This is a genomic window from Candidatus Epulonipiscium sp. (genome assembly GCA_012519205.1).
Taxonomy (GTDB): Bacteria; Bacillota; Clostridia; order Lachnospirales; family Defluviitaleaceae; genus JAAYQR01.
On the sequence record JAAYQR010000026.1, the window covers coordinates 82,269 to 95,949 of the forward strand.

Here is a 13,681-nt window from a genome sequence, read left to right on the forward strand (position 1 = left end):
TATCTCCAAAGGAGGGGATTTGGTGTCAGAGAAAGTACTAGCTTGCATTACGATCCAGCAGAATAGTCGAAGGCTTATTAAAAAAGGTGCGCAATTAGCATCACAAATTGGAGGGGAACTCCATGTACTACATGTCGAACATGGGAATAATATTCTATCCCAAAACAACACGGCAGAGCTACTGCAAGAATTGTTTGACTATGCCTCGGATATAGGTGGGGAAGTCCATGTAGTTTGTGACGATAATGTACCGGAGCGGATAGTAGAGTTCATTAAGGAAATGGACATCACCCAGTTAGTGTTAGGGGAAACCATGAGAAATAAAATCCATAGACTTATTGCCAAAGATATAGAAAACTATATTACATCAACAACCCCGGAAGTAGAAATTATGGTTCTAGAAAGAGAAAAGAAATTAAATATAAAAGACAAAGAAGCATTTTCTTCATAGTAGAAACTTATATTAAGATTTGATTACATTCCTTGACAAATTTCTAGGAAAAAACTATCCTACAATAGGAAACAAAAATTTTGAAAAGGAGGTAGGACTATGTTTTTAAAAAACATTAATATTCGATTTACCAAAATTATTCAACTTAATATGGATTTTCATAACAATAACCCTACCTCAAATGAATATGCCGCTCACTAATGGTGCATTCATTTTCATATAAAGATTAAGGTCATGGGTAGTGTTATCCATGGCCTTTTTATGCTTTCCAATAGATTTCTAATTGATTTATTGCATAAAACGTCATGGCCTTCATGGCGTTTTTAGGTTATTAGGAGGAAAATTATGAGACGTTTATTTGTATATGTTAAAAGATATGGAAGTATTTATATTCTAGGGTTTTTTATTATGTTATCTGCTTTAATACTTGATATGTTTAATCCCCACTTAACTAGGCTCATCATTGATGATGTCATTACTGAGGGTAATCTTGGAATTTTTAAGCAAGTACTTTTAGGATTGATTGCGGTGACAATCGGTAGAGGGATTTTGGGTTATGGTAAGGAAATTGTATTTGATATAGTTAGTGCAAGAGTAGTAGTTAACATAAGAAAGGATTTATTCGATCATATTCAAAGCCTGTCCTTTTCATTTTTTGATGGCATGAATACAGGGGAACTAATGTCTAGGATTAAAGAAGACGTGGATAATATATGGAGAGCATTAGGCTTTGGTATTATGCTTTTTTTAGAACAGATATTTTACCTTATTATTGCCTCTTTTATGATTTTTACTCTTAACTGGAAGCTGGCTATTGTTACTTTAGCCCTTATGCCGTTTATTGGGTACATTGCCTTTAAACTAGAAAAAAGAATAGGAAAAACCTATGGAAAAATCAGTGACCAAGGGGCAGTACTTAATACTACGGCCCAAGAAAATATCGCAGGGGTTAGGTTGGTTAAAGCTTTCGGAAGGGAAAAATACGAGATTCAAAAGTTTTTAAGACAAAATGAAAAGAATTTTGATTTGAACCTCGATCAGGCATATATTTGGGCAAAATATAACCCTATGATTGAATTTTTATCTAATCTAGTTGTTGTAATCGTAACAACTATAGGTGGAATATTTGTTATCCAAGATAGGATGTCCATAGGAACCTTAGTGGCCTTTAGTAATTATGTATTCATGCTTATATGGCCCATGAGAATGTTAGGATGGCTTACAAATCTTGTGGCCCAAGCCTTGGCATCTACTAAGAAATTAGAAAAATTATTTAGGGAACAAGCTGTAATAAAAAATCCTGAAAATCCTATAATCCCAAAAGAAATAAAAGGACATATCATCTTTGATAATATAGGTCTAGAATTCGGAGGCAGTAAAGTTTTAGAGGGAATCTCCTTCGAAGCTAAGCCGGGGGGTACTATTGGGATTATGGGGGTAACCGGTTCAGGTAAGAGCTCTATTATAAACTTAACAGGAAGATACTATGATAGTACCGAGGGAAGGATTTTGATAGACGGAATTGATATAAAGAAAATGGATATTAAAACCCTAAGAAAAAGCCTGTCTGTTGTTATGCAGGATACATTTCTATTTTCTGATACAATTAAGGAAAATATTAAATTTGGAAATAAAAAGGCTTCTGACGAGGAATTAATAGCTGCAGCTAAGGATTCAGATGTTCATTCCTTCGTGATGGAGATGCCGGAAGAATATGATACTGTTATTGGTGAAAGGGGTATCGGCTTATCGGGGGGACAAAAGCAAAGAATTTCTATTGCCAGGGCTCTTCTTAAAAACAGCCCGATATTAATCTTAGATGATGCTACATCGGCCCTTGACATGGAAACAGAATATCAAATTCAAAAATCCATAGAAGAAAGGGAAAATATCACTAAGATAATCATAGCCCATAGAATTTCAGCGGTAAAAAATGCCGATGAAATACTAATACTAGAAGATGGCAAGGTAGTAGAAAGAGGTAGTCATAAAGAACTCTTAGAAAATAGAAAGGAATACTACAATATATACCAAGAACAGTTTAGAGGGCTTGAAAATGCAGCAGTTAAAGAGGTGATAGGTTAATGGCAAGGGATAATTATAAAAAAGATGAAGTATTAGAAGAACAATTAAATACAGAGATTATAGCTAGGCTACTGACTTATTTGAAACCATATAAGGTAGAGGTTTTAAAAACCTTATTCTTCATGGTGATAGTTATAGCGGTAGAACTGCTAAATCCCTACTTTCTAAAGAGGGGAATAGATTATTATATTGTGGAAAGAGATAGTGGAGGATTAATTTTACTAGGGATTTTAATGGTTATTATAAATATAGTAGCTATGTTTTGCAGTAGAAAGAGAATAATAGTTATGGCAAAGGTAACTAATCAAATACTTTTAACCATAAGGCAAGAGCTATATACCCATATCCAAACCCTATCTTTCTCATTTTTTGATAATAGACCTATAGGAAAAATATTAGCTAGGATAATAGGTGATGTAAATTCTTTGAATGAATTATTCACCAATAGTGTAACAAATCTTATTCCTGACTTTGTCAAAATAGTGGCAGTTATACTCATTATGGTAACGATGAATTTTAAACTAGCTCTCATTTCCCTTACAACCCTGCCCTTTTTACTTGTTGCTATGTTTATTATCCAGGGGATATCACGAAAAAGATGGCAGCTCCATAGAAAGAAAAATTCTAATATGAATGCCTATACCCATGAGGATTTTTCAGGAATCAAGGTGGTCCAAAGCTTTACTCAGGAGAAACATACAAGTACCATTTTTAAGGGTTTACTAGAGGAAGTAAGAAAAACCTTCGTTTCTGCCATTATGATGAACAATATGTTTTGGCCTTTGGTTGAACTTTCTTGGGGAATCGGTTCAGTAATCGTATTTTGGTATGGTGTTAAAATGTTAAATAGCGGGGATATTACTGTGGGGCTCTTGGTTGCTTTTACAGGATATGTTTCGATATTTTGGCAACCTATTATGAACATCAGTAATTTTTATAATGTACTCATAACCAATATGGCAGGGGCAGAAAGAATTTTTGAAATAATGGACATAGAACCAGATATAAAAGATAAGGAAGGAGCCAAAATACTTCCTAAAGTTAAAGGAAGGGTATCCTTTAGGGATGTATCTTTTGCTTATGACGATAAAAATCTTGTTTTAAATGATGTAACTTTCCATGTAGAACCTGGAGAAACTATTGCCCTAGTCGGTCCGACGGGAGCAGGTAAAACAACTATTATTAATTTAATCAGTAGGTTTTATGAAAATCAAAAAGGAAAGGTATCTGTTGATGGTTATAATGTTAGTGAAGTAACCCTAGAAAGTTTAAGGGGACAAATGGGCATCATGACTCAAGATACCTTTATGTTTTCAGGAACTATAAAGGATAATATTAGATATGGTAAATTAGATGCTACAGATAAAGAAATTATAAGCGCGGCTAAGGCAGTCTGTGCCCATGATTTTATTATGAAGCTAGAAAAGGGTTATAATACGGATGTAAATGAAAGGGGGTCAAGATTATCTGTAGGTCAAAGACAGCTTCTTGCTTTTGCAAGAGCCCTACTAGCTGATCCTAGGATACTAATTTTAGATGAGGCAACGGCGAGTATCGATACACAAACAGAAAGGCTCATCCAGAAAGGAATCGGAAAGCTTTTGTCAGGAAGAACCTCCTTTGTCATTGCCCATCGTCTTTCCACTATCCAGAATGCCGATAGGATTATGGTGATAGACGATGGGAAAATAAAAGAAATAGGGAGCCATGAAGAATTAATGGAACAAAAGGGATTATATTATGAACTGTTTAATGCCCAATTTAAATTTTTGGCTGGAGAGGCAATCTAGATCTACAATAGTCCTTCTAATACAATTTTCTGAAGAAGAAGGAAGTATTTAAGCTTTATGCTTAGATACTTCCTTTAATTTTATAAATTCAAAAGGTAATATCATATTGTTATTATCAGACAATAACTATATAATTGAAATCAGAATATACAGAGGGAGTATTGTTTATGTATACTATTATAAATGATGTGATTGAGTCTGTGGAAAAGGTGATTATAGGAAAAAGAGAAGTAATAGAAAAGCTTTTGGTTGCTCTTTTAAGTAATGGTCACGTATTAATTGAGGATATTCCGGGAGTGGGAAAAACTCAACTGGCAGCAGCCCTAGCCCGTTCCCTAAATGGGGATTTTAATAGGATTCAATTCACACCGGATGTTATGCCTTCGGATATTACAGGGTTTTTCATGTATAATCAGGATACAAAGAAGTTTTATTACCATAAGGGGGCTGCTATATGTAATTTCCTTTTGGTAGATGAAATCAACAGAACATCTCCAAAAACGCAATCAAGTCTTTTGGAGATTATGGAAGAGTTTCAGGTAACGGTAGATGGTAAAACATTTCCTCTGCCTAAACCATTTATGGTATTGGCAACTCAAAATCCCATAGAAAGTTCAGGAACATATCCACTGCCAGAGGCACAAATGGATAGATTTTTTCTAAAAATATCTCTTGGTTATCCCAGTAAAGGTGAGGAGAAAAAGATATTAGATAGATTTGAAATAAATAATCCTTTACAGGATTTAAATGGGGTGGTAACAACAGAAAACATTTTAAATCTACAAGAGGAAGTAAAGGGAGTAAAGGTCCACGATGGTTTGAAAAATTATATTGTAAGCATTGCAGAAGCTACCCGAAATAGCCCCCATGTAGTTCTTGGAATAAGTCCAAGGGGAAGTATAAATCTTCTAAAGGCTTCTAAGGCGTGGGCATTTATTAAGGGGAGGAGATATGTTATACCGGATGATATTAAGGAAATAGCTCCCCATGTCCTATCCCATAGAATTATTACAAAGCCTGGGAAAAATATTAATGGGGAAGAAATTATAAGACAGATTATAAATAGCATTACGGTACCGGTATTTCAAAGAGATATTATATAATTAGTTTTAAGGATGTATATTATGAAAAATTTTATGGCATTTCTTACTATGATTTTTTGTATTTACACATATGCATACATTTTTAAGGAAGAAACGGCTATATTGCTCTTATTTATGTTTATGACAGCATTTCTTCTATCAATAATATCTATTTTAATACCTCTTAGGAAACTTTCCATCTCCTTTAAAATTCCCGAGGGGGAAGTAGAAAAAAAAGAAAATCTAAATGTTGATGTACATATTAAGAATAATTCATTTCTACCCATTCCAAGGTTGGATATAATATTTCTAACGGCTTCTAATCTTAAGGAACTGTCATCTACTCATTTAAGATTATCACTAGGTCCGATGCAGGCTAAAACTGTTTCTATGGGATATATGAGCAAGACGAGGGGGAAAGTCTATCTTGGAATAGATACTATTGTAGTACGGGATTACTTAAACTTCATAAAGATGGAGCCCCTTAAAAATATAGAGGAAAGTGATTATAGAAAAACCTTGCTAATCATTCCAAGGATTTACTATAAGGATGAGAATTTTAATAGTAAAGGCTTAACCGAGGATACAGGATATCTTGACGGAAGATTTACTTATATTGTAGAACCCGGATATGAATTAAGAGATTTTGTTGGTGGGGATTCCCTTCAAAAAATACATTGGAAGTTATCAGCAAAAAAGGGTAAACTCATGGTCAGAAAAGATGAGTATATAGCTGATTTAAGGCCGTGTATTGTGGTAGATTTTATCCTTCCCCAAAAAAACATTATAATAGAAGAGAATATACTAGAAGCAGTACTGGCTACGGCCTGGGGCTTGGCTAAACAAGGAAAAGAATTAGAAGTATGGCTTTTTGAAGGTAGTAATTGGAATATGTACTACATAAATGATAGGCAGGGAGTTGTAGAACTACAAAGAATATTTGGGGAATATGAGTTTATGTCTGCTAAGAAGTGGATAGAGATTGAAAGACTACCCATATCTCATATGAAAAGACAGAATTTAAACCTAAGCGATAGGGAATTTGTTGTTTTTACGGGATGGCATGATGATGAGTTATCTAAAATAATGGGTGCATGTAGGCAGAAAAAGATAGCGATAGATATGGTTTTACTGGAAGGCGATGAGATATGAAAAATATCATACAGCAACTAAAAAATGAAGGAATAGCCTGTTTGTTTTCTATCTTATTAGTATATTGGATGATGGGTATACTTTGTGATAAATATAAATTAATAGGTTTATTTTTGGTTGCTATGATTCATATTGTATTATTTGCATTTTTTTTATACTGTAAGTGGCAAAAAGAAGTAGGCAATAAAGGTGTTGAAATATTATTCGTCTTTGTATTTATAGTTTATATATCCATAGCGATTTTTATAATAAAGACTACTTCCCTTGCTAAGGGAAGTAGCTATGGGTTATGGTTTATATATGGGTCAAATACGGGTAATATAGATATAGGATATTGGGTGGGAAGCATCCTCTTGGTATCTTTTTTATTTGGAGGAACTGTTTTTTACTTCACAAATATAAGATTTAGAATATGGGTTATTTTACTCTTATCTATGATTGTATTCATTATGGAAACGACAAAGGGAAGCCTAGGAATAACATTCGATTTTATTATTTTTTGTTTCTTGTTTTTTATATTATATACAGAATACGAAAATAAAATGAAGGGGAATAGTATACTTTTTGTTTTTATTACTTTAGGAATTACTTTAATAATACCAAAACCTGATGTTCTTCCTCAAATTCCAGTGATGGATGCTATTATTTATGGAACGGTAAAAACCTTAGGAGGTAATGTACAAATCCTAACTGGGGGAAACGGTATCAATAGGCTAAATGGATCTATTCTTACAACAAAAAGATTTATTAATGGTGGTTTGGTTCCTGATGGGAAGGAAGTTCTTTTCGAAGTCGAAGGTAAAGAACCTCTTTATCTAAGAATGCAGAGCTTTGATCAATATGAAAAAAACTATTGGTACACAGGGGAAGGAAGTCTAGATAATGGGGGAATTTTAAAAAAAGAATACTATAAAAGAAATGCTCAAAAATTTAATACTATTATTAGCATTCTTGATAAGCTAAAAGATGAGGGATGGATGGAGGAGAATTTTTCAAATATATATAAATATCTTGAATATCCCTCCTACCCCCAAAGAGTTAACCGTGCCCAAGTAATATTGAAAAATCACTATACGAAGTCATTTTTTAACCCATTAGGGGTTTTTGGTATCAAGGAGATGGGAAGGGAGAGAAATATATACATATCACAAAGCACCATATGCTTTTTAGGTATGGGGGAGTCCATTGATCTTAATTCTAAATATTACATAGATTATATTTCCCAAGGGATTACCCCCAATTCAAGAGAATTTGGGGTAATGACACAAATGAATAAAAAACTTTTAAAGATATATCCATGATGCTTTCAAAGAAAATTAATTCCTTAACAGAATATGAGCAAGATACATTATCTATAGCTGCTTTAGAAATGAAAGATGCTTATGACTATTATACAAAACTAGATAAAAATACATCTTTAGGGGTATATGAGTTGGCACAGGAAATTACAGATGGAAAGGATACAGACTATGATAAAGCCCTAGCTATACAGAACTTTTTTCATAATTCTAGCTTTATCTACACTAAACAACTCCCAAGGGTACCAAGAGATATTGATTATAACGAATACTTTATATTCGAAAGCAAAAAGGGGATTTGTGTTCAGTTTGCTTCTGCTATGGTAATTTTGGCAAGAGCATCAGGGCTTCCGGCACGGTATGTGGAAGGATATGTAGTCAATGAAAAAGACCTTAATACTGATAGATACCTAGTTAGAAGTGAACATGCCCATGCTTTTCCGGAGGTTTATATAGCAGGATATGGCTGGATGACCTTTGAACCAACGGCGGGTATAATAGAGGAAAATAAAGAAGGAGTAGGTTTATTTAAAAAACTTTTGGAAGACTATTTCTCAGTACTGGTATATATTGCAGGTATATTGGTATTTGCCCTTATAATTTTGATTGCCCTTAAATATCTAAGGGAAGTATATTGGAAAAGGAAAATCAAAAGAATTAATAAAAGCCAGGCAGTTCACGATATCTTACAAAGAACTGCTAAGAATCTAGATAAAATAAAACTTGGCAAAAAAGACTATGAAACTATGATGGAGTTTCTTACCCGTATCCATGAGATAACAAAGATTCCTATGATGGACTTAGGAAAAGTATTTGATCATGCTATATATGGGGAGACGGAGCCAAAAAAAGAAGATATAGAAAAGGCAATGGCTGTATATGAAAAGATAAAGGTATTTATTAAAAAGTATAAATAGATTACTAAATTTTAAAATAAGGCTTTTACTTATACAAAAAATATGTTATATTACAAACTGAGTCAGTTCGAAACCATCCTGACTATAAATAAAACTAGGAGGAGAAAGATGAATAAGAAGATTTTATTTTTGGTGCAATCAGCACTTATTGCTGCAATTTATGTGGTACTAACCCTGCCCTTTGCCGTAATCAGTACGGATTACTTGCAGGTACGTATTTCAGAAGCTCTAACCGTACTGCCGTTTTTCACCCCAGCGGCAATACCAGGATTATTTATTGGATGCATGATATCCAATATCTTTATAAGCAAATTTGGTATGGCAGATATTGTCTTTGGCAGCTTAGCTACATTACTGGCGGCTTATCTATCCTATAAAATGCCAAAAAAGATATTGGTTCCAATTCCACCAATCATTGTTAATGCCGTAATTGTGGGATTGCTTATTTACTATGGAACCTTTGGCAATATCAAGTGGAACCTAACCCTTCTTATATTTATGGGAGGAGTGGGATTAGGACAGCTTATATCTTGTTATATATTTGGGTATCCGTTAATGTTAGTTTTGGAAAAATATAAAAAATATATCTTTAAATAAAAAAGAACAAGAAAAACTTCTTGTTCTTTTTATATTGTGCGATTAATATGGAGCAAACTAATCAGCAAAGGTCTATTATGGAGGCTTATAGTGTTAATATTAACTTAAGATAGGGGTTTTTAATTATAATCATACCTATGGATTAAAAGTTGTTTGAAGATTCTCTCGAAAACGTGTATAATATTATTATTAAAATTAAAACCTTAATAAACTAATTCTTAAAATTTTTAGGAGAGATAGTATGGGTGTAGATGATTATACAAAAGATATTTTCTTAAATGAAAGGGACAAGGTAGAAATATTTCTTGAACTAGCAATACAAGGATCTAATGATGGAATTTGGACATGGGACATTACCGATAATAAGATATATTATGCTGGAACCCTCAGAAGTTATTATGATGCTGACAGCTCCCCTGCACATATCCCCTATGATTTTTTGGCAGAATTTATTTGCCCCTTAGACATTGATGCATTTTACAATTATTTAAAAAAATATTTAGAAAAGGAAATTCCTCATTTTAAAGTGGAGTGTAGATTTGGAAATTCCCCTGAATATGAACCAGTTTTAGTTCAAGGTAAGGCAATGTGGAATGAGAAAGGTGAGCCCTTGCTTATGGCTGGCTCTTATACCTTAATTGCAGATTTTAAAAAAACAGCAAATGAACACAATAATGTAAAGAACAGGTTAAAGGAAACATCAGCCCTTTTAAATGTTATATTTGATAATATTCCAGATCCAATATGTATAAAAGATATTGAAGATAAAATCCAGCAGTGCAATTCGGCAGCCCTTTCATTCTGGGGTAAATCAAGGGGAGAGATTATAGGAAAGACATGTGAAGAACTGGAAATATGCAGCGACCCCTGCAAAGAATCCGCAACAAGGAAGGCCCTTAAATATAAAAAACCAATAAAGATTCAAAAATATATATATTTACAAAGCAAATGGGTGGATATAATGGCATACCCAGTACTGGATGAAAACAATAATGTTAAAAGCGTTATTGAACATATTAAAGATATTACGGAACTTAAAAGGGTAGAGATGATTCTTCAAAAGAATATAAAATCTCAAAAGGAACTTATTAAAGACGCAGAGAAATATGATAAAATAAAAACAGAGTTTTTTGCAGATATATCTCACGAAATAAAAACTCCATTAAATGTTATCTTATCCAGTCTTCAGCTTCTAGAAATTTATTATACATCGACGGATGCTGTGGCAAAATATATAAAAGTTATGAAACGAAACTGCTATCGACTTCTAAGGCTTCTGAATAATCTTATCGATATAACAAAAATTGAATCAGGATATTATAAGCTTCATTTACAAAATAATGATATTGTAGATATTATAAAACAAATTACCTCCTCTGTTAGCCAATATATAGAAAATAAGGCTATAAGATTTGAATTTCAAAGCAAAGTAGATAAGAAGATTATGGCATTTGATACAGAAAAAATTGATAGGATTATGTTAAATCTTTTATCCAATGCTGCTAAGTTTACTCCGCGAGGGGGAAAAATTATGGTAAACATAGAACAAAAGGGCAATTCCATTATCGTATTTGTAGAAGATACTGGAATAGGCATTCCCCTCGAAAAACAAAAGGTTATTTTCGAGAGATTTGGACAAGTCGATTCTGAGGAAACAAGGGAGAATGAGGGCAGTGGTATAGAATTATCCCTTGTAAAATCTTTAGTAGAAATGCATGGAGGTACAATCGGATTTAGCAGTATGGAAAATAAGGGAAGCAAGTTTATAATTGAACTTCCTATTAAGGTCGCAGACGAGGAGATTAACGAAAGCAGTATAAACGATACGAAAAAAATAAAGAATATTGAAACCTTGAATATAGAGCTTTCAGATATTTATTCATAACTATATGTATTAATTAATGCCTAGTTTTTGTTTTTATGATTTTTTATTCAATAAATTAATTCAGATTATAAGAAATGTAGGGCATAACGCCCTACATTTCTACTTAAAATTGATTTTTCAATTTGGTTTGTATATAATATAAAGATGTAAAATTTGAGCTATGGGAAAAGGCTTATTATGGATTGATTATTTGAAAAGGAGAGGGACAATGTATCAAATTATAGATAAAAAAAGGTTAAACGAGGCTGTAGAGCTTATGGTAATTCATGCCCCTTTTGTTGCGCGAAAATGCGAGCCGGGACAATTTGTTATTCTTAGGGTAGAAGAAAAAGGAGAAAGAATTCCCCTAACCATAGCAGATTATGATAGAAAAAAACAGACAGTAACCATCATATACCAAATAGTAGGGTATACCACAAAACTTTTAAGTACAAAAAACATAGGAGAGAGCATTTTGGATTTTGTTGGTCCTTTAGGAAAACCCTCCGAATTAAAAAAATATAAAAGAGTTTTAGGAATAGGCGGAGGAGTTGGAGCTGCCCCTTTATACCCGCAGATTAGGAAACTTAAAGAAATGGGTGTTGAGGTAGATGTAATACTAGGGGGAAGAAATAAGGAATTCATTATATTGGATAGAGAATTTGAAACAATATGCGATAATGTTTATTATGCAACTGATGATGGTACTAAGGGAACAAAAGGTTTTGTAACTGATGTGCTTAATAGGCTCCTAGATGAAGGCGGGATATACGATGAAGTAATTGCTATAGGTCCCCTTATAATGATGAGAGCCGTAGTAAATATTACAAAGCCTAAAAACATTCCAACTGCTGTATCCTTAAATCCTATTATGATTGATGGAACAGGGATGTGTGGGGGATGCAGAGTGACCGTTGGGGGAGAGACTAAATTTGCCTGCGTAGATGGGCCGGATTTTGACGGTTTTCTAGTGGATTTTGATGAATGCATGAGAAGACAGGGAATATATAAAGAAGAAGAACATTCCTGTCGTATTGGACTAGGGGGGGAACATCATGCCTAATATGAGCATAAAAAAAGTAGCAATGCCTGAACAAGACCCCAATATAAGAAATAAAAATTTTAGGGAGGTAGCCCTAGGATATACAAAGGAACAGGCTATAGAAGAAGCTAAAAGATGTCTTAATTGTAAGCATAGGCCCTGTGTAACTGGATGTCCTGTGAATGTACCAATACCGGAATTTATAAAAGAGGTAATAGAAGGAAACTTCGAGAAAGCATATGAATTGATTTCTTCAGAAAATAATCTCCCAGCAATTTGTGGAAGGGTATGCCCCCAAGAAGAACAATGTGAAGGGAAATGTGTTAGAGGAATAAAAGGTGAATCTGTGGGAATTGGAAGACTTGAAAGATTTGTTGCTGACTATCATATACAAAAAGAGGAAATCAAAGAGTCAAGGGCGAAAAAGAACGGGATTAAGGTGGCAGTAGTAGGGGGAGGGCCAGCAGGGCTCACCTGTGCTGGAGATCTAGCCAAACTAGGATATGATGTTACGATATTTGAAGCCCTACATGCATTAGGGGGGGTACTCATGTATGGTATTCCGGAATTCCGTCTTCCAAAAGATTTAGTTGAAAAGGAAATAGAAACTATAATCAACCTAGGGGTCAAGATAAATAAAAATGTAGTGGTAGGTCGTTCTATTACCATTGATGAGCTTTTTGAAGAAGGCTATAAGGCAGTTTTTGTAGGCAGTGGTGCCGGTCTTCCTAAGTTTATGGGTTTAGAAGGAGAAAGTTTAAATGGAGTTTATGCAGCCAATGAATTTTTAACAAGGGTAAATCTTATGAAAGCTTATGATTTTCCTAATAGTTCTACCCCAGTAAAAGTAGGGAAAAAAGTTGCCGTGATTGGTGGGGGTAATGTGGCAATGGATGCTGCAAGAACTGCAAAAAGGCTTGGGGCAGAGGAGGTTTATATAATATATCGTCGTAGTGAAGAAGAACTGCCCGCAAGGAAGGAAGAAATACATCATGCAAAAGAAGAGGGTATAATATTTAACCTTCTTAATAATCCCAAGAAAATCCATGGAGAAAATGGCTGGGTAAAACAAATAGAGTGCGTTAAGATGGGTCTTGGTAAAGAAGATGAAACAGGAAGAAAAAGACCTATAGAAATAGAAGGAAGTAACTTTATTATGGATATGGATACAGTGATTATTGCCATAGGACAAACACCAAATCCATTAATTCGTCAAACGACCCCCGGGCTTAAGGTCCATAAATGGGGGGGGATTATAGTAGAAGAAGAAACGATGCATACTAGTAAGGAAGATGTTTATGCAGGGGGAGATGTAGTGACTGGGGCTGCAACAGTTATTTTGGCTATGGGAGCAGGGAAAAAGGCAGCAAAAGCAATTCATGAAAAACTTCAAATCAAATAGG

11 protein-coding genes are annotated in these 13,681 nt (G+C 34.0%); all 11 read left to right on the forward strand.

Annotation, left to right across the window (positions count from 1 at the left end; all coding sequences use genetic code 11):
- Nucleotides 1–22 precede the first annotated feature (22 nt).
- The 11 genes from GX308_08630 (at nt 23) to gltA (ending at nt 13,680) form a co-directional block, all read left to right on the forward strand.
- Nucleotides 23–451 carry a universal stress protein gene (locus tag GX308_08630; protein ID NLK22122.1) on the forward strand — a complete coding sequence of 143 codons (429 nt, stop codon included), beginning with the start codon at nt 23–25 and terminating at the stop codon, nt 449–451.
- A 345-nt stretch (nt 452–796) separates the two neighbouring features.
- Nucleotides 797–2,536 carry an ABC transporter ATP-binding protein gene (locus GX308_08635; protein NLK22123.1) on the forward strand — a complete coding sequence of 580 codons (1,740 nt, stop codon included), beginning with the start codon at nt 797–799 and terminating at the stop codon, nt 2,534–2,536.
- Nucleotides 2,536–4,326: an ABC transporter ATP-binding protein gene (locus GX308_08640; protein NLK22124.1), complete on the forward strand. Its 1,791-nt coding sequence runs from the start codon at nt 2,536–2,538 to the stop codon at nt 4,324–4,326. Before GX308_08635 ends, GX308_08640 begins: the two co-directional genes overlap by 1 nt.
- 167 nt (nt 4,327–4,493) lie before the next feature.
- Nucleotides 4,494–5,429: a MoxR family ATPase gene (locus GX308_08645; GenBank protein NLK22125.1), complete on the forward strand. Its 936-nt coding sequence runs from the start codon at nt 4,494–4,496 to the stop codon at nt 5,427–5,429.
- Between the two features lie 21 nt (nt 5,430–5,450).
- A complete protein-coding gene (locus tag GX308_08650; protein ID NLK22126.1) occupies nt 5,451–6,560 on the forward strand; it encodes a DUF58 domain-containing protein in 1,110 nt (369 codons plus the stop codon).
- Nucleotides 6,557–7,861 carry a hypothetical protein gene (locus GX308_08655; protein NLK22127.1) on the forward strand — a complete coding sequence of 435 codons (1,305 nt, stop codon included), beginning with the start codon at nt 6,557–6,559 and terminating at the stop codon, nt 7,859–7,861. The genes GX308_08650 and GX308_08655 overlap by 4 nt, the downstream gene beginning before the upstream one ends.
- The gene (locus GX308_08660) at nt 7,858–8,775 is read left to right on the forward strand and encodes a transglutaminase domain-containing protein (protein NLK22128.1); all 918 of its coding nucleotides are present in this window, start codon (nt 7,858–7,860) and stop codon (nt 8,773–8,775) included. Before GX308_08655 ends, GX308_08660 begins: the two co-directional genes overlap by 4 nt.
- A gap of 108 nt (nt 8,776–8,883) precedes the next feature.
- Nucleotides 8,884–9,372: a QueT transporter family protein gene (locus GX308_08665; protein ID NLK22129.1), complete on the forward strand. Its 489-nt coding sequence runs from the start codon at nt 8,884–8,886 to the stop codon at nt 9,370–9,372.
- Between the two features lie 241 nt (nt 9,373–9,613).
- Complete coding sequence (locus GX308_08670; GenBank protein NLK22130.1) at nt 9,614–11,257, forward strand: PAS domain S-box protein; 1,644 nt, start codon at nt 9,614–9,616, stop codon at nt 11,255–11,257.
- Between the two features lie 208 nt (nt 11,258–11,465).
- A complete protein-coding gene (locus GX308_08675) occupies nt 11,466–12,299 on the forward strand; it encodes a sulfide/dihydroorotate dehydrogenase-like FAD/NAD-binding protein (protein NLK22131.1) in 834 nt (277 codons plus the stop codon).
- The gene (gene gltA / locus GX308_08680; protein ID NLK22132.1) at nt 12,292–13,680 is read left to right on the forward strand and encodes an NADPH-dependent glutamate synthase; all 1,389 of its coding nucleotides are present in this window, start codon (nt 12,292–12,294) and stop codon (nt 13,678–13,680) included. The genes GX308_08675 and gltA overlap by 8 nt, the downstream gene beginning before the upstream one ends.
- Nucleotide 13,681: the final 1 nt, after the last annotated feature.